Origin of the sequence: Phaeobacter piscinae, assembly GCF_002407245.1 — a bacterium.
GTDB lineage: Bacteria > Pseudomonadota > Alphaproteobacteria > Rhodobacterales > Rhodobacteraceae > Phaeobacter > Phaeobacter piscinae.
Map to the genome: position 1 here is coordinate 3,066,334 of NZ_CP010681.1, position 24,731 is coordinate 3,091,064.

27 protein-coding genes are annotated in these 24,731 nt (G+C 59.1%); 10 read left to right on the forward strand and 17 right to left on the reverse strand.

Annotated features, from left to right (window positions below; all coding sequences use genetic code 11):
• Positions 1–83 precede the first annotated feature (83 nt).
• Positions 84–2,432, reverse strand: a complete 2,349-nt coding sequence (locus tag phaeop14_RS14500; RefSeq protein ID WP_040181700.1) for a DNA topoisomerase IV subunit A — start codon at positions 2,430–2,432, stop codon at positions 84–86.
• Between the two features lie 314 nt (positions 2,433–2,746).
• Here phaeop14_RS14500 and phaeop14_RS14505 point away from each other — a divergent pair, with 314 nt between their 5' ends.
• From phaeop14_RS14505 to phaeop14_RS14530, 6 genes are all read left to right on the forward strand, one after another.
• Entirely contained in the window at positions 2,747–3,448 is a 702-nt protein-coding gene (locus phaeop14_RS14505) for an SH3 domain-containing protein (protein ID WP_096789935.1), read from the forward strand.
• 33 nt (positions 3,449–3,481) lie between these two features.
• On the forward strand, positions 3,482–4,312 hold the full coding sequence (locus phaeop14_RS14510) for an SDR family NAD(P)-dependent oxidoreductase (RefSeq protein ID WP_096789936.1): 831 nt from the start codon (positions 3,482–3,484) through the stop codon (positions 4,310–4,312).
• A gap of 67 nt (positions 4,313–4,379) precedes the next feature.
• Positions 4,380–4,586 (forward strand): twin transmembrane helix small protein, encoded by a 207-nt coding sequence (locus phaeop14_RS14515; protein WP_040176068.1) that lies wholly within the window; start codon positions 4,380–4,382, stop codon positions 4,584–4,586.
• 3 nt (positions 4,587–4,589) lie between these two features.
• Positions 4,590–5,162, forward strand: coding sequence for a cob(I)yrinic acid a,c-diamide adenosyltransferase (locus phaeop14_RS14520; protein WP_040181708.1), 573 nt, complete (start codon positions 4,590–4,592; stop codon positions 5,160–5,162).
• Positions 5,163–5,497: 335 nt separating this feature from the next.
• Entirely contained in the window at positions 5,498–6,256 is a 759-nt protein-coding gene (locus phaeop14_RS14525) for an electron transfer flavoprotein subunit beta/FixA family protein (RefSeq protein ID WP_040176066.1), read from the forward strand.
• Positions 6,256–7,182, forward strand: coding sequence for an electron transfer flavoprotein subunit alpha/FixB family protein (locus tag phaeop14_RS14530; RefSeq protein ID WP_096789937.1), 927 nt, complete (start codon positions 6,256–6,258; stop codon positions 7,180–7,182). The genes phaeop14_RS14525 and phaeop14_RS14530 overlap by 1 nt, the downstream gene beginning before the upstream one ends.
• Positions 7,183–7,274: 92 nt before the next feature.
• Here phaeop14_RS14530 and phaeop14_RS14535 read toward each other — a convergent pair whose 3' ends face one another.
• Positions 7,275–8,099 (reverse strand): DUF6473 family protein, encoded by an 825-nt coding sequence (locus phaeop14_RS14535; RefSeq protein WP_244905837.1) that lies wholly within the window; start codon positions 8,097–8,099, stop codon positions 7,275–7,277.
• Positions 8,100–8,251: 152 nt separating this feature from the next.
• On the opposite strand from phaeop14_RS14535, the gene phaeop14_RS14540 reads away from it, so the two are divergent.
• Positions 8,252–9,127, forward strand: coding sequence for a 3-hydroxybutyryl-CoA dehydrogenase (locus phaeop14_RS14540; protein WP_096789938.1), 876 nt, complete (start codon positions 8,252–8,254; stop codon positions 9,125–9,127).
• A gap of 94 nt (positions 9,128–9,221) precedes the next feature.
• Here the strand turns inward: phaeop14_RS14540 and phaeop14_RS14545 are convergent, their stop codons facing one another.
• From phaeop14_RS14545 to phaeop14_RS14575, 7 genes are all read right to left on the reverse strand, one after another.
• Positions 9,222–10,112, reverse strand: a complete 891-nt coding sequence (locus tag phaeop14_RS14545; protein WP_040176060.1) for a lysophospholipid acyltransferase family protein — start codon at positions 10,110–10,112, stop codon at positions 9,222–9,224.
• Between the two features lie 34 nt (positions 10,113–10,146).
• Positions 10,147–10,416: an HPr family phosphocarrier protein gene (locus tag phaeop14_RS14550; RefSeq protein WP_014876044.1), complete on the reverse strand. Its 270-nt coding sequence runs from the start codon at positions 10,414–10,416 to the stop codon at positions 10,147–10,149.
• Positions 10,417–10,824 carry a PTS sugar transporter subunit IIA gene (locus phaeop14_RS14555; protein ID WP_040176058.1) on the reverse strand — a complete coding sequence of 136 codons (408 nt, stop codon included), beginning with the start codon at positions 10,822–10,824 and terminating at the stop codon, positions 10,417–10,419.
• A 9-nt stretch (positions 10,825–10,833) separates the two neighbouring features.
• Positions 10,834–11,724 (reverse strand): RNase adapter RapZ, encoded by an 891-nt coding sequence (gene rapZ, locus phaeop14_RS14560; protein ID WP_040181714.1) that lies wholly within the window; start codon positions 11,722–11,724, stop codon positions 10,834–10,836.
• Entirely contained in the window at positions 11,717–12,091 is a 375-nt protein-coding gene (locus phaeop14_RS14565; RefSeq protein WP_040181845.1) for an HPr kinase/phosphorylase, read from the reverse strand. The genes rapZ and phaeop14_RS14565 overlap by 8 nt, the downstream gene beginning before the upstream one ends.
• 66 nt (positions 12,092–12,157) lie before the next feature.
• The gene (locus phaeop14_RS14570; protein WP_096789939.1) at positions 12,158–13,870 is read right to left on the reverse strand and encodes a sensor histidine kinase; all 1,713 of its coding nucleotides are present in this window, start codon (positions 13,868–13,870) and stop codon (positions 12,158–12,160) included.
• Positions 13,871–13,903: 33 nt separating this feature from the next.
• A complete protein-coding gene (locus tag phaeop14_RS14575) occupies positions 13,904–14,605 on the reverse strand; it encodes a response regulator transcription factor (protein ID WP_014876049.1) in 702 nt (233 codons plus the stop codon).
• Between the two features lie 347 nt (positions 14,606–14,952).
• Between phaeop14_RS14575 and phaeop14_RS14580 the strand changes: the two genes are divergently transcribed.
• Positions 14,953–16,551 carry a phosphoenolpyruvate carboxykinase gene (locus phaeop14_RS14580; protein ID WP_096789940.1) on the forward strand — a complete coding sequence of 533 codons (1,599 nt, stop codon included), beginning with the start codon at positions 14,953–14,955 and terminating at the stop codon, positions 16,549–16,551.
• A gap of 73 nt (positions 16,552–16,624) precedes the next feature.
• On the opposite strand, the gene phaeop14_RS14585 is transcribed toward phaeop14_RS14580, so the two are convergent.
• Together phaeop14_RS14585 and phaeop14_RS14590 are read right to left on the reverse strand one after the other, a co-directional pair.
• On the reverse strand, positions 16,625–17,524 hold the full coding sequence (locus phaeop14_RS14585; protein WP_096789941.1) for a cation diffusion facilitator family transporter: 900 nt from the start codon (positions 17,522–17,524) through the stop codon (positions 16,625–16,627).
• 58 nt (positions 17,525–17,582) lie between these two features.
• Positions 17,583–18,371 carry a sulfite exporter TauE/SafE family protein gene (locus phaeop14_RS14590; protein WP_096789942.1) on the reverse strand — a complete coding sequence of 263 codons (789 nt, stop codon included), beginning with the start codon at positions 18,369–18,371 and terminating at the stop codon, positions 17,583–17,585.
• Positions 18,372–18,517: 146 nt separating this feature from the next.
• On the opposite strand from phaeop14_RS14590, the gene phaeop14_RS14595 reads away from it, so the two are divergent.
• Positions 18,518–20,203, forward strand: a complete 1,686-nt coding sequence (locus tag phaeop14_RS14595; protein WP_096789943.1) for an acyl-CoA dehydrogenase family protein — start codon at positions 18,518–18,520, stop codon at positions 20,201–20,203.
• Positions 20,204–20,315: 112 nt separating this feature from the next.
• On the forward strand, positions 20,316–20,720 hold the full coding sequence (locus phaeop14_RS14600) for an META domain-containing protein (RefSeq protein ID WP_096789944.1): 405 nt from the start codon (positions 20,316–20,318) through the stop codon (positions 20,718–20,720).
• Here phaeop14_RS14600 and recO read toward each other — a convergent pair.
• The 6 genes from recO to acpS form a co-directional block, all read right to left on the reverse strand.
• Positions 20,704–21,429: a DNA repair protein RecO gene (recO, locus tag phaeop14_RS14605; RefSeq protein ID WP_096789945.1), complete on the reverse strand. Its 726-nt coding sequence runs from the start codon at positions 21,427–21,429 to the stop codon at positions 20,704–20,706. The two genes, phaeop14_RS14600 and recO, sit on opposite strands and share 17 nt — an antisense overlap.
• Before the next feature lie 2 nt (positions 21,430–21,431).
• Positions 21,432–21,761 (reverse strand): DUF1491 family protein, encoded by a 330-nt coding sequence (locus phaeop14_RS14610; protein ID WP_096789946.1) that lies wholly within the window; start codon positions 21,759–21,761, stop codon positions 21,432–21,434.
• A 6-nt stretch (positions 21,762–21,767) separates the two neighbouring features.
• Positions 21,768–22,673 (reverse strand): GTPase Era, encoded by a 906-nt coding sequence (gene era / locus phaeop14_RS14615; RefSeq protein WP_040176039.1) that lies wholly within the window; start codon positions 22,671–22,673, stop codon positions 21,768–21,770.
• The gene (rnc, locus tag phaeop14_RS14620; RefSeq protein WP_040181726.1) at positions 22,670–23,356 is read right to left on the reverse strand and encodes a ribonuclease III; all 687 of its coding nucleotides are present in this window, start codon (positions 23,354–23,356) and stop codon (positions 22,670–22,672) included. Before rnc ends, era begins: the two co-directional genes overlap by 4 nt.
• Positions 23,353–24,189, reverse strand: a complete 837-nt coding sequence (gene lepB, locus phaeop14_RS14625) for a signal peptidase I (RefSeq protein ID WP_040176035.1) — start codon at positions 24,187–24,189, stop codon at positions 23,353–23,355. The genes rnc and lepB overlap by 4 nt, the downstream gene beginning before the upstream one ends.
• Before the next feature lie 63 nt (positions 24,190–24,252).
• Positions 24,253–24,684: a holo-ACP synthase gene (acpS, locus tag phaeop14_RS14630; protein ID WP_040176077.1), complete on the reverse strand. Its 432-nt coding sequence runs from the start codon at positions 24,682–24,684 to the stop codon at positions 24,253–24,255.
• Positions 24,685–24,731: the final 47 nt, after the last annotated feature.

Here is a 24,731-nt window from a genome sequence, read left to right on the forward strand (position 1 = left end):
GTGCGGAACCGGTAAAGCCATGATGGCACCGTGGTTCCGACGGGTGGCGCTGAGGCCACAGGTGCGTGGCCGCAAGAGGTGCCTTATTTGAATTTGTAATTGCGCGGGAAACCATAGGGCGGCCGCTTGCCGATACCGGCGCGTTTGCCCAGCCATTGCCCCAAGTCAGTTTCGTGCCGTGTCTTGCCGCCACCCATTTCCCAACTGAGGCCATCATCCCAGTTGAAGGTGGTGACATCGCTCAGCCCGCCATCCAGTTCCAACGAGCCCTGCTTGCCACGCGCCATGTTGTATTTCTGCAGACGCACGCCTTTGCCACGGGTCAGTTCCGGCATTTCCTCAACCGCGAAGACAAGGAATTTGCCGTTCTCGGACACCACCGCAACATGGTCGCCCGTCACCGGGATACAGATCTTGGCGCGGTCGTCGTCTTTGACGTTCAGCACCTGTTTGCCGCTGCGGGTCTGGGCCACGATATCTTTCTCGGCGCAGATGAAACCATTGCCCGCATCCGAAGCGACCAGCAGGCGGCCTTCCGGATTGTGGATCAGGATATCGACGATTTCGACCTCGTTCGGCAGGTCAACCATCAGCCGCAATGGCTCTCCCATGCCACGCCCGCCGGGCAGATTGGATGCGGAAATCGTATAAAACCGCCCGTTGGAGGCGAAGACCAGCAACCGGTCTGTGGTTTCGGCGTGGAAGATGAAGCGCGGGCCGTCGCCGTCCTTGAACTTCAATTCGCGCCCCAGATCGATATGGCCGGTCATTGCCCGGATCCAGCCCATTTGCGAGCAAACCACAGTGATCGGCTCGCGGTCGATCATGGCTTCCAGCGGCACCTCTTCGACCTCTCCCGCCTCAGCAAAGCGGGTGCGGCGCGGGCCGCCCTCATAGGTTTTGCCGAACTGCTTTTTGGTGTCCTTCAGCTGTTCCGCGATGCGGGACCATTGCAGGTCTTCCGACGCCAACAATTCAACCAGCCCGGCGCGTTCTTCGCGCAGGGCGTCACGTTCGCGCACCAGTTCGATCTCTTCCAAGCGGCGCAAGCTGCGCAGGCGCATGTTGAGGATCGCCTCGGCCTGCACCTCGCTCAACTCCCCGGCACCGGTAGCAGGCGAAACATAGTCTGCTTCGGTATAGGCGCGCGGGTGATCCTGCGACCAGTTTTCCCGCATCAACGCCGCTTTGGGATCATCGTCATAGCGGATGATATCAATCACGCGGTCCAGATTGAGGAAGGCGATGATGAAGCCTTCGAGCACCTCAAGACGATGATCGATCTTATCCATCCGGTGCTGCGAGCGGCGCTGCAAGACATCGCGACGGTGATCAAGGAAGGCGCGCAGCACCTCCTTCATCGAACAGACCTTGGGCGTGACCCCGTCGATCAGGACGTTCATGTTGAGGCTGAAGCGAATTTCCAGATCCGAGTTGCGGAACATCATGTTCATCAGCACTTCGGGGTCCACATTCTTGGACTTCGGCTCAAGAATGATGCGGATATCCTCCGCCGACTCGTCGCGCACATCACCCAGAATGGGGATCTTCTTGGTCTGGATCAGTTCCGCGATCTTTTCGATCAGCTTCGATTTCTGCACCTGATAGGGGATTTCGGTGATCACGATCTGCCATTGGCCGCGGCCCAGATCCTCGACCTCATGGGTGCAGCGCAGACGGAAAGACCCGCGCCCCGTGGTATACGCCTTGGCGATGTTCTCCTTGGGCTCAACAATAATGCCGCCCGTGGGGAAGTCCGGCCCGGGCACATAATTTAGCAGAGTGTCATCGCGCGCGTCAGGGGTCTTGATCAGATGCAGGCAGGCATCGATCAGCTCACTAATGTTGTGCGGCGGGATATTGGTTGCCATGCCCACGGCGATACCGGCCGCCCCATTGGCAAGGATATTCGGGAATGTCGCAGGCAGCACCGCCGGTTCGGTCAGACGTCCGTCGTAGTTATCACGGAAATCAACGGCGTTTTCACTCAGACCCTCCAGCATCGCCTCGGCAACGAAGGTCATCCGCGCCTCGGTGTAACGCGAGGCCGCGGGGTTATCGCCGTCGATATTGCCAAAGTTGCCCTGACCGTCGACCAGCGGGTAGCGGACGTTGAAGTCCTGCGCCAGACGCGCCATAGCATCATAAATCGCGGCATCGCCGTGAGGGTGGAAATCCCCCATGGTGTCACCGGAAATCTTCGCCGATTTCAGAAAGCCGCCAGTGGAGGTGAGCCGCAGACGGCTCATGGCGTAGAGAATACGGCGATGCACCGGTTTCAGACCATCACGCGCATCGGGCAAGGCCCTGTGCATGATGGTGCTGAGAGCATAGGTCAGGTAACGCTCGCCAATCGCGCGGCGCAACGGTTCCAATACTTCTCCGGATGCGGGGGAATCGGGGGTGTCTTGATCATCTACCAGGTCGGTCATGTATTGGTGATACTGCCCCCTCCAGTCTTGGTAAAGCGGGGCCGTGAGAAAATGCGGAGTTACCCCCATATATCGGCCCGACCACAACCACATGAGAGGGGGGGGCCGAACGCCGACATCTCTTCGTGTGCACCGTCGCTCACTCGGGGGAGAAAGCGGCCACCTCTCCCCTATTGCGACTCGCGAAACTGCTGTAGGATTGAAAGACGCCGGAACAAACTGTGCTGCAGCTGCGTATTATCTGCATGCGGGCGGACGCTCGCCACTCGTGAATTTGCACAGATTTTCAGGCTAATCCTGGGGGGGATTTGTATATGTCACGCTTTGTTATTGCATCGTTTCTATTCTTGGGCTGGGGCTTCTACGAGGCCAGTGGCGGCGCCGATTTTGAACCGCCGCAGGGTCCGTCGGCAGCAATTGATATCGCCAAAGCAGCCTTTGGCAGCGACAGCAGCCCATCGACTACATCCGTGCGCAGCACTCAGGTGACCGCTGAGTCGCTGGTCAGCAAGGTGGCCCTGCGCGTCCCGCAAAATGACACAACACAAGCGGCAAACACGAAACCGGCCCGACCAGCCGCCGACCCCGCGCTGCGTTCTCGGGTCGCGATGGAGCAGATCGCCGCTGTCGGCGCAGGCCTTAGCAACAGTGATACCGCATTTTCGGCCACCTCGGCGTCTCAGGCGAGCTTCCAAACGTCCCCTGCAACATCTGGAGCGGTGCAGCTGGCCTCGCTCACAGACGGGCTATCGGCACAACCACTGGTCCAAGCCGCTCTTGAGACCGACCCGCAGGACATCGTGGAGCCGAAGGCTGACATTCGCTCCATCACGGCGACGCGCGTCAATATGCGCTCCGGTCCGGGCACGGTCTATCCAATCGTTGACCGGCTGAGCAACGGTGAAGAAGTTGCGGTATTTGAAGATATCGGCACCGGCTGGTTGCACCTGCGCACCGTAAAAGACGGCAAAGTTGGCTGGATTGCCGCTTCCCTGGTGAGCCAGAAACGCCCATAAAGCGTCGGTACAGGTGACCGCGCGAGGGGCTTTATGCAAAAAACGATCCTGATGACAGGCTGCTCCTCCGGGATCGGCCTGGATGCAGCGCATGGGATGCGCGAGCGCGGCTGGACTGTTTTTGCCTCCTGCCGTCAGCGCGTCGATTGCGACAGATTGCGTGCCCAAGGGTTCATCAGCCCACTGATGGACTACACAGATGCCGAGACACTCCGCAGTGGCCTGGGCGAGGTGCTGGAGCACACCGGCGGCACATTGGATGTTCTGTTCAACAACGGCGCCCATGGTCTGCCCGGTGCGGTCGAAGATGTCTCCACCGACGGGCTGCGCAGCATCTTTGAAAGCAATGTCTTTGGCTGGCACGAGCTGACCCGCAACGTCATCCCGGTGATGCGCGCACAGGGGCACGGGCGCATCGTGCAGAATTCCTCGATCCTCGGATTTGTGAGCTTCCCTTGGCGCGGGGCCTATGTCGCCACCAAACACGCAATTGAGGGGCTGACCGACACCATGCGGGTGGAACTGCGGGACAGCGGGATCCATGTCATCCTGATCGAACCCGGCCCCGTTACATCGAAGATCCGCGAAAAAGCCATTCCGCATTTCGAGAAATACGTCGACTGGGAAAACTCCGCCCTGCGTGACCGCTATGAGGCGAGTTTGCTGACACGTCTCTATGAAAGCACCGGGCCAGACAGGTTTGAGCTCCCCGCCTCCGCTGTTACGGCCAAGCTGGTTCATGCCTGCGAGAGCCGACGCCCGCATCCGCGTTACTATGTCACCGTACCGACCCATATTGGCGGTGTGCTAAAACGCATCCTGACAACACGCGCGATTGACCGCATCCTCGCGCGGCTTAGATAGCTGATGCGCGGCCAGACCTGCCATGGGGGCAGCGGCTGGCGCGACAAGAAACAAGGAATATGAGAAGATGGGCGATCCGCTCTACATCCTGGCAATTGCTGCCATCGCAGCAACTGTTATCGTGCTGGTGATCGGCATTGGTGGGTTCGGCGCCGGTGGTGCCTTCAATGCCAGAAACGCCAATAAGATGATGCGTCTGCGCATCCTGTTTCAGTTTCTCGCCGTGGTGTTCATCCTTGGCTACGTCTATCTTCGCGCTCAGGGAGGTCAGTAAGCCATGGTCGTATTGAACAAAATCTACACCCGCACCGGCGACAAAGGGGACACTGCGCTTGGCAATGGCGACCGTGTCGCCAAACATTCCGCGCGGGTGAACGCCTATGGCACCTCGGATGAGCTGAACGCCTTTGTAGGGGTGGCCCGGCTTGAGGCCAAGGATGAGATGGATGCCGCGCTGGCCCGCATTCAGAATGACCTTTTTGATCTTGGCGCAGATCTGTGTCGGCCGGAAATGGACAAGGATGCAGATGCTGACTACCCGCCCTTGCGGGTTGCCGATGCGCAGGTCGCGCGGCTGGAAGCGGAAATTGATACGATGAACGCGGAACTCTCGCCGCTGCGCAGCTTCGTGCTGCCGGGCGGGGCTGCACTCTCCGCGCATTTGCATGTCTGCCGCACTGTGGCGCGGCGTGCTGAACGTTTGGCGACCGACCTGGCGACGCAGGAGGACATCAATCCAGCGGCGGTGAAGTATCTCAACCGGCTCTCGGACTGGTTCTTCGTCGCATCGCGCGCGGCCAATGACAATGGGGCCCGCGATGTTCTGTGGGTGCCAGGCGCCAATCGCTAGCCCCCCCGGAGCGCGTCTATCGCGCCGTGCAGGTCTGATCGGCCCGTACGGCGCGTCATCTGCCCGACGTTGACTGATGGACACACCCGCGCCCGGATCGCTCCGCCGCCGCGCCATGATTCTACGGTGTGATCTGCTTCCCTTGCGGCAGTGCAGCATCTTGCGTCGCAACATTCCTGCAAAACTGCTGATGCAAACCGTCAGACGCGACGTCGGAGGGCGGTAACGTGACGATTTTGCCCTGTTGCGGCGCAATCTAAGCCGCTATCAACATCGCGAGAGCATGGAGGAGAGTCGCCTCGGCGGCTTGCCGTTTGTTAAGGAGAGAACGCAAAATGAAGGTACTCGTGCCTGTCAAGCGCGTGATTGACTACAACGTGAAGGTCCGCGTCAAAGCGGACGGCAGCGGTGTCGATCTCGCCAACGTCAAAATGTCGATGAACCCGTTCGACGAAATCGCCGTCGAAGAGGCCATCCGCCTCAAGGAAGCCGGCAAAGCTGATGAGATCGTCGTTGTCTCCATCGGTGTGAAGCAGGCGCAGGAGACCCTGCGGACCGCATTGGCCATGGGCGCCGACCGCGCGATCCTGGTCAACGCCGCTGAAGATGTACACACCGACATCGAGCCTCTGGCCGTCGCCAAGATCCTCGCCAAAGTGGTCGAGGAAGAGCAGCCCGGTCTGGTTCTGGCCGGCAAGCAAGCGATCGACAACGACATGAACGCAACCGGTCAGATGCTGTCTGCGCTCTTGGGTTGGTCGCAAGGCACCTTTGCCTCTGAGCTGGACGTCGATGGCGATAACGCTGTTGTGACCCGCGAAGTGGACGGCGGCCTGCAGACCATCAAAGTGAAGATGCCCGCCATCGTCACCGTGGACCTGCGCCTGAACGAGCCGCGCTACGCCTCGCTTCCGAACATCATGAAAGCGAAGAAAAAGCCGCTCGACGAGAAAACCGCCGCCGACTACGGCGTCGACGTCTCGCCGCGCTTGGAAATCATCTCCACCAAAGAACCCGAAGCCCGTGCCGCTGGCATCATTGTGGGTTCGGTCGATGAGCTGGTTGGGAAACTCAAAGAAGCGGGGGCTGTGTAATGGCTGTTCTTCTCCTTGCCGAAGTGACCGATGGTGCCCTGGCACTGGACGCAACTGCAAAAGCGGTTACCGCTGCGGGCAGACTGGGCGATGTGACAGTGCTGGCCGCTGGTGCATCCGCAGCCGCCGCTGGCGAAGAAGCCGCGAAGATCGCAGGCGTCGCCAAGGTTCTGGTCGCCGAAGATGCGTCGCTGGGTCACCGCCTGGCGGAGCCGACTGCAGCGCTGATCGCGTCGCTGGCTTCCGACTATGAACACATCGTTGCGCCCGCGACCACAGACGCCAAGAACGTCCTGCCGCGCGTGGCGGCGCTCTTGGATGTTATGGTGATCTCGGATGTGTCCGGCGTTGTCGATGGCAACACGTTTGAGCGCCCGATCTACGCGGGTAACGCGGTACAGACCGTGAAGTCGCGCGATGCGAAAAAGGTGATTTCCTTCCGGACCTCCACCTTTGACGCGGCTGGCGACGGCGGCTCTGCCTCTGTTGACACCATCTCCGCAGCCGAAAACCCCGGCCTGTCCGAATGGGTTGAGGACAAAGTCGCTGCCAGCGATCGCCCCGAGCTGACCTCGGCCGGTGTGGTTGTGTCCGGTGGTCGCGGTGTTGGCTCCGAGGAGGACTTCAAACTGATCGAAAGCCTCGCAGACAAGCTGGGGGCCGCAGTTGGTGCATCCCGCGCGGCTGTCGATTCAGGCTATGCGCCAAACGACTGGCAGGTGGGTCAGACCGGTAAGGTCGTCGCACCTGAGTTGTATGTTGCGGTTGGCATCTCCGGTGCAATCCAGCACCTGGCAGGCATGAAAGACTCCAAGATCATTGTCGCGATCAACAAAGACGAAGAGGCCCCGATCTTCCAAGTAGCCGACTATGGTCTGGTCGCGGACCTGTTTCAGGCTGTGCCCGAGCTGATCGAGAAGCTGTAGGCTTCGCAGATATCTCATGAGGAAGCCCGCAACTAGTGTTGCGGGCTTTTTTCGTGGCCACCCTTCGGGCCTGTGGTCCAGTAGTGTAGACCTTAGGTTTTCAGACGGGGTCGCAGATACTGCGCCACCTGTTGCGCTATCCGCAGATGCTCCTTTGGTCCCAGCATGCGCTGCGCCGAAGGCAGATCAAGCTGGCCATAAAACATGCCGTCAATATCAGCTGCATCCCGCGCGGTATGCACGGGGATTTCCAACACCCCGAGGACGCGGGCGCGTAGCGCATCCACCATGGGCCGGTCCACGAGGGCAGGTTCGTGACCGAATAAAACCTGCTGGTCGACGTCGTAGTGCACCCACAGCAGCGTCACTGCACCGTTCAGGGCGGAGATCAACTCCCCCATACGTTCAACCCACGTATCCTGCAGATGATCGCGAACCGTTTCGTAACGGGTTGTGCAGCAAGATCTGAGCGCGTTCAGCAAATGCTTGTTAAAGTGATATTCGGTAAAATCCACTTCCGGGTAGAGCTCCAACAATGGGTCATGTGCACAGAGGAACCTGTCATTACGTCGTGGATGCACCTTGTAATAGCCGTTGGAGATATTTTGTGCCCCAAGCACCTGCAAAAGCGTTGTTTCGGCCCGGCCCGCGATCTCCAGAATATCAGCGTCGCTCAGGAAACTGTCGACTCCGGCGTTCACACTGCCCAGATTTACGCAAATACGATCAAGCAACGCCTCAGTTTCAGTAACAAACGGTCGTTCGACAAAGCGTCCGAAGACCTCTGTGCCGCCAATAAATGCCAAATATGGTTCAGTCAGATTACGCGCCGGCCCGCGGACCAATAATTTCGAACCCGCATAGCTGCAAGGCTCGCCCGCAAGCGCTGTCGCGCTCTTGAGTTCATAGCTCATCATACCCACCAAATTTCACCCGAGACTCACCTAACCCGAGATCCGTTGACGAAATGCTAATGCTAAACTTTGCCTAAAAAGCCACCCAATCGGCCTTGTGCCGTCCACAGACCCGCCAGTATGATCCGCCGGAAAACTCACAAGAGGCACGAGCGATGGACATCCAGAAAATAGGCGTGATTGGTGCAGGCCAGATGGGCAACGGCATCGCTCACGTGATGGCCTTGGCGGGCTATGACGTTGTTCTTAATGATATAAGCCAGCAGGCACTGGACGCGGCCGTAAGCGCGATCCAGAAAAACCTGACCCGTCAAGCCAGCAAAGGCAAGATCGATCAGACCGAAGTTGAGGCCGCGCTGGGGCGTATTTCAACAACACTGACGCTGGCCGACATTGGCAAGACCGATCTGGTGATTGAGGCGGCGACAGAGCGGGAGACCGTTAAGCAGGCCATTTTCGAGGATCTGCTCCAGCATCTGCTGCCGCATACGATTCTCACGTCCAACACCTCGTCGATTTCCATCACCCGACTGGCCAGCCGCACCGACCGCCCAGAGCGGTTCATGGGCTTCCATTTCATGAACCCGGTTCCGGTGATGCAGCTGGTCGAGCTGATCCGTGGCATTGCCACTGATGAAGCCACCTTCTCAGCCTGTCATGCGGTGGTGGAAAAGCTGGGCAAGACCGCAGCCAGCGCCGAAGATTTCCCGGCTTTCATCGTGAACCGCATTCTGATGCCGATGATCAATGAAGCGGTTTATACCCTCTATGAGGGCGTGGGATCGGTGAAATCCATCGACGAGTCTATGAAACTGGGCGCCAACCACCCGATGGGTCCGCTTGAATTGGCTGATTTTATCGGCCTGGACACCTGTCTGGCGATCATGAATGTGCTGCATGACGGTCTGGCGGATACCAAATATCGTCCCTGCCCGCTGCTGACAAAATATGTGGAAGCTGGCTGGCTTGGCCGCAAGACACAGCGCGGGTTCTATGACTATCGCGGCGAAACCCCGGTGCCGACGCGCTGATCTTGAAAGAGCGGAGGGGGCGCTGCCCCCTCTTGGCCTGATGGCCAATTTACCCCTTGGATACGTTTAGCCAGAAGAAAAAATGAGAGTTTGATCAACTGTCTTTGCCGAGGCTGAGCGTATGCTCCCGCAGCCAGGCCATAAAGCCGCGCGGATCGCTCTGCAGTTTTTCCATCTGTGCCTCGGTCAGCGGTTCGCCGACCACCGGGCTTTGCGGTTTGTTGCAGGACCGCACGATTTCATGCAGCAGCAACCCCTGTCGCAGGATCGGCGAAACCCGGTTGGCAATCTGGTACCAACGGGAATTGCTGCCCGGGAAGAAAATTGGCACTACCCGCGCGCCAGACCGACGGATGAGCTGCGCTGTGAAAACGTTCCACTCCTGCTCAATCGCGGGACCGAACCATGTCTCCGAGGACATCACCACGCCAGAGGGGAACAGCGCGACCACCCCACCCTCCTTCAGATGAGCCATAGTCTTGGCCCGCATCTCAACCATCTTGCTTTGCGCTTCGGGGTCATGGGGGAATGGCACTGGGATCATGAAAGAGGTCGCCGCCTCATCCAGCCCGGTCAGCACCGAACGGGTCAGAATTCGGTAGTCCTGCCTCACGCGGCCAATGAGGTCTGCGAAGATCATGCCATCAACCATCCCATGGGGGTGGTTCGCAACCACAACCACCGGTCCCTCACCGGGGATACGCTGGATCTGCTCCATGGGGGTTTCGAGATCAATGCCCATCACATTCAGGGCGCCGCGCCAGAATTTCTGGCCACGATATTCAGCATTGCTGCGTTCAAAACGACGTACCATACGCAGGATCGTCAGCTTCCCCGTGCACCACTCGATGGCCCGGATCGCAAGCGACGTCCAGCGATCGTCAAAGGAATTGGCGTAGGTGAGCGTGCGGCGGTCATAGATCTCGCCGGTCTCTTCGGTCCCTGGCGTCACGCCAGTGTCCCGATCATGCGCTGTATCCGCCAAGTGCCTTGTCCTGTTCCGTAGTCGTGAATGAGCCTCAGTAGCCTTCGCCGAACTTGTCGGCAACAAGCGTATCCAGCGCGGAGGCCAGTGCCTCTGCATCCGGGCCCGAAGTTTCGATGTCAATAGTCGTTCCTTTTGAGGCTGCCAACATCAAAAGCCCCATGATGCTGTCTCCCGAGGCTGACAGCCCATCCCGCGACACCTCGGCCGTGGCATCAAAGCCTTCAACCACTTCCACCAGCTTGGCCGATGCGCGCGCGTGCAGTCCTTTTTCGTTGACTATTTTCAGCGTTTTCTGAACCATTTAATGCGCTTGCTCCCCTTCGGGGTTGATGTTTTGGGCGTTAATGTACTTGCGTCCCGCCTCCATGGCATGCCGGACCGCATCGGCCACCGGCAAATGGCGAGATTTTGCCAGTTTGATCAGCATCGGAAGATTGGCCCCGTAGAGAATGCGTCGGTTTGCGGGGGTACAGGCCAACAGACTGAGATTGGACGGAGACCCGCCAAAAAGATCCGTGACCACCACCACGCCGCCGCCGCTGTCGACCGCATCAGCGGCCCCACAGATCTCGCGCTGTTTCTCGTCCCGGTTATCTTCCGGACCGATACTGATGGCCTCAAGGTAGACCTGAGGACCCACGACATGCTCCACGGCGGCCAGATACTCTCTGGCCAACCCCCCATGTGCAACGATCACGATTCCGATCAAGCCGGTCCCTCACTTCTGTCGCTGGCCATGCAGCTCGCGGTGTCTAATTGACACCTGCTGCCCATCTTCCGCAAGATCCTTGGCCAGGGTTTCTGCCAATGTGACCGAGCGGTGCTGCCCTCCGGTGCATCCAAATGCTATAGAGAGATGCGACTTACCTTCTTCTCGGTAAGCAGGCAACAACAAGCGGATCAGATCAAGCACCCGGTCGAAAAACGGCTGATAGCGGCTGTCCTCACGCACGTAGGACTGTACCGCCGCATCGCGCCCATCCAGGGTGCGCAGGCTCTGCTCCCAATAAGGGTTCCGCAGAAATCGACAGTCGAACACCATATCAATGCTGCGCGGCACGCCGCGTTTGTAGGAAAAGCTCTGCAAGGACACTGCCAGAGAGCGCCCGCCGGGGGCGAAGCGCCGCTCGATATCCGCCTTGAGTTGATGGATGTTCATTTCGGAAGTATCCAGCAACAGGTCAGCCCGGTCGCGGATCGGCAGCATCAGATCGATCTCGCGCAAAACACCAACCTCAGGATCTTCTGCCGGGGCAAGCGGGTGCCGTCTGCGGGTTTCCGAATAGCGCCGCAGCAGAACATCGCGGTCCGCATCAAGATAGAGCACGGTCAGATCAAGATCCTGGCGCGCGGACAGCATATCAATGACATCAAGCAGCGCCGCCGGGGAGAAGTCGCGGTTGCGACTGTCGAGCCCAAGCGCCATCGGGCGGGTCAGGCTGTTGGCCTCAACCAGTCCAGGCAGCAACCGAAGCGGCAGGTTGTCAATCGCCTCAAACCCGAGATCCTCCAACACATTGATCGCCGTGGTGCGCCCCGCACCAGACGGGCCTGTCACCAGGACGATCGGCACCGCCGTCGGGTCGCAGGCAATATCCGGGTCACGCATCGGGATTAACGCTTCCGTATTTGAGCAACTGTATCAGGGCAGGCGCGAACTGCGGACCATCGACGCGGCGCAACAGGCGGATTGGTTGGTTCAAGATCATGGTTTCCAGCTGGGGTGGCAGGCGATCTGTTTCAAGCTGCTCCAGATCGACCACCGCTGTCAGTCGGGATCGCGAACAGGCGCTGGCCCGCAGCAGGCCCATGCCGCGTGCCTCGATCATGCCATGCAAGGCATCAGGGGCTGTGGCTTCCAACCCCTGATCATGTGCAGTCACGATCACCTGATCATCGGAGACAAGCGCTGCACCAAGGGCCATCAACTGCAAGGCCAATGTCGATTTTCCACTGCCGGATCGGCCGGTTATCAGCACCCCATGCCCTGTGACGTCGACGCAGCTGGCGTGCAATCGGCAGGTTGGGGCTGCGATCATCACTCAGACCGGCAGGCCGACGACGAACCGCGCCCCCAAAGGCTCCGAGGTGATGTCGGCTTCGGTTGGGCGAATGTTTTCGGCCCAGATCACACCACCGTGTGCTTCGACAATCTGTTTGGAAATCGCCAGGCCGAGGCCGGAGTTATTGCCGAAATGCTCAACAGGGCGCTGCGAATAGAAACGCTTGAACACTTTGCTCAGGGCCTGATCGGGGATGCCGGGACCGGTGTCCTCCACCACGACCAAAACGCGATTGTCGCGGCGGCGCGCCCAGACCCGGATCGCATCGCCATCCTCGCAAAACGAAATCGCATTTGTAATCAGGTTGACAAAAACCTGGGCCAGTCGTGCCTCCAGCCCCTGGATTGTGATCGGGGTTTTCGGCAAATCGGTGATGTAATCAATGCCCTTCCCGCGGGCGTCCTCGCCGAGGAATTGGTTCAGGTTGCCGAGCATATGCAGCAGATCAAAACTCTCTTCTTCTTCTTTGACCAATTCCGCATCCAGCCGTGAGGCATTGGAAATATCGCTGACCAGCCTGTCCAGACGCCGCACATCATGTTCGATGACGTCCAACAGCTTCTCACGCTGGTCTTCGCGTTTGATCATCCGCAGCGTTCCCACGGCAGATTGCAGGCTCGCCAGCGGGTTCTTGATCTCATGCGCGACGTCCGCCGCAAACTGCTCATTGCTGTCAATGCGGTTATAAAGTGCCTTCACCATGCCGCGCAGCGCCCGACTGAGGCGGCCAATTTCATCGGGACGCGCACTCAAATCGGGTATACGGATACGCCCCGGTTTGGATTTTCGGGAATCCCCATCCCGGCCCAGCTCAGCCGCTTCGGCCAGATCCGCGAGCGGGTTCGCGATGGTGGAGGCGAGGACCAAGCTCAAACCGATAGAGACCACCAGGGCCACAACAAACATCTGCAAGACGCGTTCTTGTTCACCACGCACCAGGGCGTCGATCTCTCCGGTCGGCGACGCCAGTGTCACAACACCGATGGCCTGGCCCTGAAAGAGGATCGGCGTGGCTGCGGAGAATACCGTACCACCGCTGGTGTCGACAACGGCCTTCACCTCGGTTCCGCCAGCCAGGGCCTGCTGCACCATCCCGCGCAGCTGGTCTTCCAACGGCTGAGCCGCAGGCTCCGGCGTATCCGATTTGAGCAAACCGCCTGCCGCCGACCAGAGTGCGGCGAGCCCATCGCTGATCAGCGTGGCTGACGGGTTGTCATCCGTCAGCAGATCCAGCGCGCCGCCTTGTTCAACCCCTTTGGTCTGCGCGATCAGCGTACCGGCGGTATCAAAAACAAAGACCTCAGCCCCGGCTCGCAGGCTGATATTCTGCAAAGTCGTCACCGGATCAATGCCATCGCCAACAGCCAGGCTGACCGTCCCGACCTCTGGCAACTGCGCCTCAAATACATCTGAGATCAGCATCGCCTCTGCCGCAAGGGCACCGGCGCGCTGCAATACCAGGCTCTGGCGTGAGGAATTGAGATAAAGAATACCCGAGACCAGAATGATCAGCGCGATGAGGTTCAGCGTGATGATCTTGCGCGTCAGCGGAGAGCCCCGCAGCGACAGCACACCACGGCGCGCGCGCTTGTCCTGCAGTTCACGCGTGACGTTTTGGTCCGGTGCGACCCAGTCGTCGCCCAGAACAACATCATTATCCCGCTGTGAACGGCTTATGCCGGAATCGCGCATCGGCGTTTTACTCCGCCTGCCCCCAGACGGGGGTTACTCTTCATTATAACGGTACCCGATACCGTAAAGCGTCTCAATCGCCGAGAATTCGGAGTCGGCGCTGCGCATCTTCTTGCGCAGGCGCTTGATGTGGCTGTCGATGGTCCGGTCGTCGACATAGACCTGATCATCGTAGGCGACATCCATCAGTTGATCGCGGCTTTTGACAAATCCGGGGCGTTGCGCCAGCGCTTGCAGCAGCAGGAATTCGGTCACGGTCAGTGACACATCCTGCCCCTTCCAGCTAACCGAATGGCGCAGCGGATCCATCCGCAGGTTGCCGCGTTCCATCACCTTGTTTTCAGTGGTCGTCGCGACCGCATCACCGCTGATTGCTTCCTGACGGCGCAGCAGGGCACGGATCCGCTCGACCAACAGTCTCTGCGAGAACGGTTTTTTGACGTAGTCGTCGGCGCCCATGCGCAGGCCCAGCACCTCGTCAATCTCATCATCCTTGGAGGTGAGAAAGATCACCGGCATCTGGGTTTTCTGCCGCAGCCGCTGCAACAGATCCATGCCGTCCATGCGCGGCATCTTGATATCGAGAACGGCCATATCCGGCAGTTTTTTGTTGAACGCATCCAACGCAGCCTGCCCGTCGTTATAGGTCTCGACCTCGAAGCCTTCAGCCTCCAGCGTCATCGAGACCGAAGTCAGGATATTCCGATCATCATCGACTAAAGCAATCTTAGACATCTGAGTGGCCCCTAATCTGCTCTTTTTGCGTTTTTTAGACGTTCATCGCCGTTCTGCCTCGGCGAATCAATGCCAATTGAAGAATTCGGACACAGTTTCGCCTCAATTGAGACAAAAATACCTTAGCAGGTGCTGAAGATTCCGGCAGCCACCCCTGCAAATTGTCTTTAAAAAAAATGGTTGCGCTAAACATCGCCTTGATGGCGCTAACTGCGTCAAACCGTTCTGTTCAGCGTGCAAACCCTCATGTTAAGACCAGCCACATCGGCCGGTTGTGCCGATTTCTGCCCCAGGGCGCGGCTTTTATTGTTTGCGGCCTTTGATGGTCGTCACAGGAGAAAGAACACATGGCATCTGGACGGGTTAACCCGCAATTCCGCCTCGAAGATCAAGGTATCGAAGGACTGGGGAACGTCTATTATAACCTCATGGAGCCAGCCCTGATCGAGGCGGCCCTAAAGCGCGACGAAGGTACGCTTGGCAATGGCGGTGCCTTTCTGGTCACCACCGGCAAGTTCACCGGCCGCTCTCCCAAGGACAAACATGTCGTTAAAACCGACAGTGTGGCCAAGACCATTTGGTGGGAAAACAATGCCGAGATGAGCCCCGAGGGCTTTGACGCGCTCTATGAGGATATGCTCGCCCATATGCAGGGCAAGGAATACTATGTTCAGGACCTCGTCGGTGGTGCGGATCCCGCCCATGCGATCAACGTCCGCATGGTGACAGAGCTGGCTTGGCACGGTCTGTTCATTCGGACCATGCTGCGCCGCCCCGACCGCGAAGATCTGAACGACTTCATCGCGGATTTCACTGTCATCAACTGCCCGAGCTTTCTGGCCAATCCGGAGCGCCACAACTGCCGCAGCGAAACTGTGATCGCGATGAACTTTGATCGCAAGATGATCCTGATCGGCGGTACCGAATATGCGGGCGAAAACAAGAAATCCGTCTTCTCGCTGCTGAACTATCTGCTGCCGGAGAAAGGCATCATGCCGATGCACTGCTCCGCCAACCACGCCAAGGGCAACCCGGTCGACACCGCAGTGTTCTTTGGCCTGTCGGGCACTGGTAAAACCACCCTGTCTGCCGACCCGGACCGCGTGCTGATCGGTGACGATGAACACGGCTGGGCTGACAACGGCACCTTCAACTTTGAAGGTGGCTGCTATGCCAAGACCATCAACCTGAATGCCGAGGCAGAGCCGGAAATTTACGCAACGACGTCCAAGTTCGGCACCGTGATTGAGAACATGGTGTTCGACCCAGAGACCAAGGAGCTGGATTTCAACGATGACAGCCTGACTGCGAACATGCGCTGCGCCTACCCGCTGCATTATATCTCCAATGCTTCGGAAAGCGCCCGCGGCGGCCACCCCAAGAACATCATCATGCTGACATGTGATGCCTTTGGGGTGCTGCCTCCGATCGCGCGGCTAACCCCGGCGCAGGCGATGTATCACTTCCTGTCCGGTTTCACCTCTAAGGTGGCAGGCACCGAGCGCGGCGTGACCGAGCCGGAACCGACCTTCTCCACCTGCTTTGGTGCCCCCTTCATGCCGCGCCGCCCGGAAGTGTACGGCAACCTCCTGCGTGAAAAGATTGCCGAGCACGGTGCGACTTGCTGGCTGGTCAACACCGGCTGGACCGGTGGCGCCTATGGCATCGGCTCCCGCATGCCGATCCGCGCGACCCGCGCCCTGCTGACCGCTGCGCTGGACGGCTCCCTCGCCGAAGCAGAGTTCCGTAAAGACGGCAACTTTGGCTTTGATGTGCCCGTCACAGTGCCCGGTGTGGCCGAAGTCCTGCTGGATCCGCGCCGCACCTGGGACGATCAGGCCGCCTATGACACGCAGGCTGCGAAGCTGGTTCAGATGTTCTCTAACAATTTCGAACAGTACCTGCCCTACATTGATGATGATGTGAAAGCCGCTGCGATCAGCTGAGCTGCACAGCTTCGAAACACGAAAAGCCCTGATCCTCGGATCGGGGCTTTTTTGTCTCAGGAGAGACCATACCTCACTGCCCCAACTGAATCCCGCTGTCTTCCAGCTTGTGCTCCGGTTCCACGTGGATCGTGACCTGCGCCGTTGACAGCGAGGCACGGATCGCTTCTTCGATCCGATCACAGATCGCATGAGATGTCCGCACGGTCATGTCTCCTGCGACGACCATATGAAATTCGACAAACACCGCCCGCCCGGCTCTACGGGTTTTTAGCCCATGCACCTGCAACGCGCCTTGCGCGGTTCTGTGAATAATCGCGGCAATCTCGTCCCGTTCATTCTGGGGTGCGGCCTGATCCATCAGACCCCCAACTGATGAGGCCACAACCAGATAGCCCTCGCGCAGAATATTGACCGCGACCACCAGGGCCAGGATTGGATCCAGCAAAGACCAGCCCGTCCCCATCGCAAGAATCAACCCGATCAGAACTCCTGCGGAGGTCCAGACATCACTCATCAGATGGCGGCCGCCCGCGGCCAATGCCGGAGATTTAAGGGCCGCCCCCCGTGTGATCAGCACCCGCGCCCAAAGAAGATTGATCACCATCGCGGCTGCATTCACCCACAATCCGGCGGTATTCCAAACCAAAGGCGTCGGCGCGACCAAGGCGCTGACCGCCTCCTGAAGGATCAACAGCGCCGCCACGATGATCATGATCCCTTCCACAACAGCCGAGAAATACTCCGCCTTGTGGTGACCAAAGGGATGGCCTGCATCAGCCGGGCGATTGGCGTAGCGGACCGCAAACCAGGCAATGATTGCACCACCAATATTGACCAGAGACTCCATCGCATCGGAAAACAGCGCAATTGAGCCGGTCAACCACCAGGCCAGCACCTTTGCTGCAAGCACCAGAAGTGCAACCGCAATGGATGCGGTGGCCAGCTGTTCCGCAGTCAATCGCTTTGGCATCTGCGGCCCTTTCTGCGCGTTTTTTGCCCCATACCGACCCTAACACGCTTGTTAGGCCCTAATACATCAGTCCGCGCCGCAGCAAATTCGCCCCGGCGACCAGCAGTACAAACAGCGTTGCACGTCGAAAGGTGGCCTGATTGATCCGGTCCTGCAAGCGTCCACCGATCCACATGCCCAAAATAGCCGGCGGGATCAGCAGGAACGAAAACGGCGCTGTATCTGCACGCATCACACCTGACCCGATATGCGCGATCAGCAGCGCCACCGCGCCCAGCCCGTAAATCACACCCTGTACCCGCATCTGTTCACGTTTTTCAGTGCCGAGGGCGGTCAGATAGGCCACTGTCGGCGGCCCCCAAATCCCGGAGAACCCACCGATGAACCCCGCGAAGGCCGCAACTATCGCCTCAACGCGCGGTGTGGCGCGGGAGATAGGGATGGCGATCCCAAACAGTTGTAGCAGGGCAAATAGGGTGATCGGGGCACCAATCAGGATCAGCATAACATCCTGTGGCAAAACCCGGACAAGTTGCGCGCTTGCCAAGAGAAAAACGAGACCAACCAACAGGAAGATCCTGAACCGTTTCATCGACTGCCAGGCCGCCTGCGCGCCCTGTCGCAGGGCCTGCATTCCATTGGTCACCAAAGTGGGGAGGATCAGCCCCGCCAAGGCAATATCCGGCGGCAAGAACAGGCTAAGGCCGGACACGAGGATCATCGGCATGGCGAAGCCGACCATTCCCTTCACGGCGCCGGCAAGCGCTGCAATCGCAAAGGCCGCTAGCAGGTTTAAAGAGGCAAGCTCTGCCGGGAGGAAAAGTATAACAAATGAATTATCTGACATGATCAGACCCTTAGCACAGGTTTCCGTCGCTGCGTGCGCTAAATCGCTACGTAATTTTTGGTCCAAACATAATGTCACAGGGTATTTTTGTTGCGCTGCAGCTGCAAAATGATTTACCACATACGCAGCTGAAAAGGATGTGATTCATGGCCCACGATGGACAGGACCCGCAAATGCAACCGACGCTTATCTCTGACGTGCTGACACTGACCGCTGCTGCGCTGGAGCCGGTGGACCAGCTGCTGGAGGCAGCGCGCGCGACAGTACGCGAACAGGTCAGCGAGGACGGGCGCGTCTCCGGGGCGTTGGTTGAGGCGCATCAGACAGCTGCCCATGGGCTCGCTTGGCTTGCGACCTACGCTTACAGCCTGCGTCAGATGCATCGTTGGGCCGCGCAGCTACAGGCAGATGACAAGTTTGGCGAGATGGAGCAGTTGATGCTTCAGATCGGTTTTGGCGAATACCTCTGGCAGATCTACGGTGGCATTCAGATGAATCAGGGTGAAATCCTGCGTCTGCAGGATCTTGGCCTGTCGCAGGACAGCCAGCGGATGCTGATGGCGCCTGCTGTGATGACGCTCTGCGATAGCGGAAATACTCAGGCCGCACGCCTGCGGCTCGTCGAGCTGATGCAGGAACAGGCCGGTTCCGTGATGTTTGGCGCCTCCGGTCTTGACGAAGAACTGGAGATGATCCGGGACCAGTTCCGCCGCTACGCGCTCGAAAAGGTCGAGCCAAACGCCCACGACTGGCACCTGAAGGATGAGCTGATCCCGATGGAGATCATCGAAGATCTGGCCGAAATGGGTGTTTTTGGCCTGACCATTCCCGAAGAATACGGTGGGTTTGGCCTCTCCAAGGCCTCGATGTGCGTGGTCTCAGAGGAGCTGTCGCGTGGCTATATCGGTGTTGGCAGCCTTGGCACCCGGTCGGAAATCGCGGCTGAGCTGATCATAGCCGGTGGCACCGAGGAACAGAAAGCCAGTTGGCTGCCCAGGATTGCCAGCGCAGAAATCCTGCCAACCGCTGTGTTCACAGAACCAAACACAGGTTCCGATCTCGGCGCCCTGCGCACCCGTGCCGTACAGGACGACAATGGCGACTACCGGATCACCGGCAACAAGACCTGGATCACCCATGCCGCCCGCACCCATGTTATGACGCTTCTGGCGCGGACGGACCCCAACACGACCGATCACCGTGGCCTGTCGATGTTCCTGGCCGAAAAAACACCGGGCACGGATGAAAACCCGTTCCCGACCGAAGGTATGACCGGTGGCGAAATTGAGGTTCTGGGCTATCGCGGCATGAAGGAATACGAGTTGGGCTTTGACGGGTTTCACGTGAAGCGTGAAAACCTCCTCGGTGGAGATGAGGGCAAGGGCTTCAAGCAGTTGATGGAGACCTTTGAGTCCGCGCGCATCCAGACCGCCGCCCGTGCCATCGGTGTTGCCCAATCTGCCCTCGATATTGCGATGCAATATGCGCAGGATCGCAAGCAGTTCGGCAAACCGCTGATCGCCTTCCCGCGTGTGGCCTCTAAGCTGGCGATGATGGCGGTGGAGATCATGATCGCGCGTCAGCTGACTTATTTCTCTGCTTGGGAAAAGGACAACGGCCACCGCTGCGACCTCGAAGCTGGCATGGCCAAACTGCTGGGTGCGCGCGTCGCCTGGGCGGCGGCTGACAACGGTTTGCAAATCCATGGTGGCAATGGCTTTGCGCTGGAATACAAAATCAGCCGGGTTCTGTGTGATGCCCGTATCCTCAATATCTTTGAGGGTGCCGCAGAAATTCAGGCACAGGTGATCGCACGCCGCCTGCTGGCCTGATCACGGCCCGATCATCGGGCTGATTTCAATCTGCAACCCACCCGGCACCCTTGTGCCGGGTTTTTCGTTGTCTTCACCTTGACGTATCGCCATCAGAAGTTAGCGTGCCATCATGAAACAGACGTATTTTCTGACACTTGCAATACTCTGCGCCGGTATCCTCAGTGCCTGCCTTGGTGATGAAACACTGCGGGCATATGGCGGCAAAAGTACCTCATGGCAGCTACGGGAGGTTGATGGCGACGCGGTCTCAGCAGTCACAACGCTGAGCTTCCCCCGTCCCGGCGCGCTGACCGGTGAGTTGCCCTGCAACCGGGTGACCGGACAACTCACCGCGCCCTATCCCTGGTTTGAGGTCGAAAACCTCGCCACGACCCGTATGGTGTGCGCCGCCTTGCAGGAAGAAACCGATGTCCTCGCTGCCTTGCAGGCGATGGAGATCGTAGAGATCAAAGGCGCGGTGATGATCCTGTCGAACCAAGCCGGACGCGAGATGATTTTCACGGCTGCCGACTGAGTACATCAATGAGCCGCCCGCGGGCCTCCGGCAGCGGATGGTTGCCAAGCGATGGCGCCAGTCGGTTTTGCAGGAAGAAACCCGTCGTCGTGAGGGCTGTCACAATCTCACTATTCTCCGCCCCACCACGCCCCATCAATACCGGCGGTAAGGGCAGCATCCGATCAGCCCATTCGCCTGCCCCTGCGCGTGAAACGGCGCGCCCGCTTTTGGGGGAGACATAGACCAGATCGAGACGGCTTCCGGTGACGGCGCAGTGCTCGAAATCCAGGCCAAACCCCATGTCTTCCAGAAGGGCGACCTCCCAACGCAGATAGGCCAATGGCCAGATATCGTCGCGGCCCAGCAGATCCAGGATTTGCGTGCTGCGCGCGTAGAGCTCTGGATGGGCTTCACGTTCCGGCAGGCAGAAGGCGAGCAACGCAGTCACCGCGTTCAGTCCAGCAAGCGCCAACCGGCTGGACATGGCAGTCGCGGCACGGCTGCGGATCAATTCAGCCTGATAGCTGCCAAGGTGGTCTTCAAGCCGGGCACGCCAGGTTAGATCCAGCTGCGCACCGGGCTGCAACACTGGGGCCATCCTGCGCCCTGCGCCGCCGCGTACGATCCCGGCGTGACGTCCATGTTCGGCAGTGAATGCATCGACAATGGCCGCGCTTTCTCCATGACGGCGCATCGTCAGCAATATGCCCTCGTCGCGCCATTCCATGATCAGTCCAGCCCCGGTTCATCCAGCAGGTGACGGCCATGGCGATCCTCGACCTCGATCACCCAGAGATCAGGATCAAAACTGCGCTGTTTGGCGATGGCGGCATCAACATCAGCCTCGTCACCTTCGGCCAGCGTGACCCAGCTTCGCGCCCCGCTCATCAGATCGTAAGAGCGATGCAGGGCCTGCGCGCGGCGGTCCAGCGTGTTCAGCTTGATCAAGACGGCGCCCGCCGTGTCATCCCCATGCGCGGTGACAAAGGCGGGGATATCGGCCAACCGCAAACGGGTGAGATAAGCCTGCACCCAGAAACTGGCCGTCAGCCGTGCCATATGGGATCAGTTCCCGTCTTTGAAATCGAGACCCATCTCGGAATAACGTTCAGACTCTTCCAGCCAGTTCGGGCGCACCTTCACCTGCAGGAAGAGATGTACCTTACGGTCGAGAAACTCTTCCAGCTCAGCGCGGGCTGCCTGGCTCACGGCCTTGATGGTTTCACCGCGCTTGCCGAGCACGATGCCCTTGTGACCGTCACGCATAACGTAAATCAGCTGATCGATTTTGGCGGACCCATCCTTACGCTCTTCCCAGTTCTCGGTTTCTACGGTCAGCTGGTAGGGCAGTTCCTGATGCAGCCGCAGGGTCAGTTTCTCACGGGTCATTTCAGCCGCGATCATCCGCATCGGCAGGTCGGCAATCTGATCCTCAGGATAAAGCCACGGCCCCTCCGGCAATTGCTCTGCCAGCCAGCCGCGCAAGTGCTCGACCCCATGCCCCTTTTCCGCGGAAATCATAAAGGTATCCGCAAAGGCATAGCGCTCATTCAGTTCCTTGGTCAGCCCTAGCAGGACTTCGGATTGAACGCGGTCGATCTTGTTAATCGCAAGAGCAATCTTGCGCCCTTCGCCGATATTCTCAAGACCTTCCAGAATACGCTCGACACCTTCGGTGATCCCCCTGTGCGCCTCGACCATCAGCACCACCACATCGGCATCCGCAGCACCGCCCCAGGCGGCTGCGACCATCGCACGGTCAAGCCGACGACGCGGCTGGAACAGGCCAGGCGTATCGACAAACACGATTTGGCTCTCGCCTTCCATCGCAACGCCGCGGATGCGGGCGCGAGTGGTCTGCACCTTATGGGTCACAATCGACACCTTGGCCCCAACCATGCGGTTGAGAAGCGTGGATTTGCCTGCGTTGGGTTCACCAATCAGGGCAACAAAGCCGGCGCGTGTGGTCATTTTTCTTGCTCCAATCGTGCCAACAGTAATTTGGCAGCGGCCTGTTCGGCCTGACGTTTCGATCCAGCAGTTGCGCGGCCTTCGGTGCCATCCTGCAACTGCACGGAAATTGTAAATTCCGGCTGATGATCCGGGCCTTTCCGCTCCACCAGCACATAGGCCGGGGGCTGTTCCCCCCGCGCCTGAGCAAATTCCTGCAAGGTGGTCTTGGGGTCGCGGGCATCCGCCTCAACCCGGCCGATGCGATTGCCCCAGAGCCGCAGGATCAACTCCTGTGCCGCCTCAAACCCGCCATCCTTATAGACGGCGGCAATCACCGCCTCCATCGCGTCGCCCAGAAGCGCCAGTTTGCGCCGCCCACCGGACATGGTCTCGGAGCGGCCCAATTTCAGCACCGCCCCCAGATCGATATCACGGGCCACATCCGCGCAGGTTTCCTTGCGCACCAGAGCATTGAACCGCGGGGCAAGCTGCCCCTCTGTCGCGGCCTTATCCGTGTCCAGAAGCGCCGTGGCCATCACCAGCCCCAGCACCCGGTCGCCCAGAAACTCCAGCCGCTGATTGTCCTGACGGTTGGGAGACGACACCGAGGCGTGCGTCAGCGCCCGCACCAGAAGTGCCGGCTGGGAGAAACTATAGCCGATCCGCGTCTCAAACGCGCGCATATCCTTGGAGAGTTTCACTCGATCCCCTTAAAGAAGCGATCCCCGCGCCAGGTCCAGAAGAACAGCATCGACCGGCCAGCCGAGGAAAACATGATACGATCCGCGCGACCAATGAGGTTTTCATAAGGCACATAGCCGACGCCCCCTGCCGATTGCGGCAAACGGCTGTCGGAGGAATTGTCGCGGTTGTCCCCCATGAAGAAATAATGACCTTCGGGGACCTGATAGACCCCGGTGTGATCCATCCCCTGATTGCCAATATTGAGCACAACATGCTGGCTGCCGCCCGGCAACGTTTCGATCTGGCGGGATTTTTTACACATCGCGCCTTCACCCACCGGTGCATTCTCGCACAGCGGGTAGGACCCGGCGGGCCCCTGTGGCGCCATCAGCTCCTCGAACTCGCCCGCGTCCTGCAGCGCAACAGCAGCGCCGTTGATATGCAGCACCCCGTTTTTGACCTGAACCTTATCGCCCGGCAGACCGATCAGCCGCTTGATGAAGTCGTTCTGGTTGACCGGGTGGCGGAAGACTACAACATCACCGCGTTCGGGATCACCGGCCCAAATCCGTGAGTTATCCCCATCAAGGAAGCCACATATATCACTGCTGTCGATATCGATGCCGACGCTGGGGAATTTCAGGCTCGGACAGGAGGCGGAGGAATAGCCATAGGCCATCTTGTTTACGAACAGAAAGTCGCCGATCAGCAGCGTTTCCTTCATTGAGCCGGAGGGAATCCAGAACGGCTGAAAGAACAGCGTGCGGAACACACCTGCAATCAGCAGGGCGTAGACGATGGTCTTGACCGTCTCAAGGATCGAACTTCCGACTGTTGCTTTGGCCGTCATCAGGCTCTCCGGTCTAACTGTAAACATGGGTCCGGCGCTACATGCGGGGCCGATCCGGGTAAGTCAAGCATCGCCCGGCGTCGCAAGCGGATCACGAGCAATGGGACGCGCCTCAATCACCACAAAGGCCTGTGCCCAGGGGTGGTCGTCGGTCAATGTCACATGAATGATGGCTTCGTGCTCCGGTGGCGTCATCCTGGCCAGCCGATCGGCGGCCCAACCGGTGACATGCATAACAGGCTGGCCTGTGCGCAAGTTGGAAACCGCCATATCTTTCCAGGCGATCCCCATGCGCAGACCAGTACCAAGCGCCTTGGAACAGGCCTCCTTTGCAGCCCAGCGTTTGGCATAGGTGCCCGCGACATCCATCCGCCGCTCGGCCTTGCGCTGTTCGGTATTTGTGAAAACACGGTTTTTGAACCGGTCGCCAAACCGGTCCAAAGTGCGCTGAATACGCTCAATATTTGCCAGGTCAGTGCCTACACCCAAGATCATGCCCCGATCAAAGGCGATCTGACTGACACTGGCAAGGGCCATGGTGG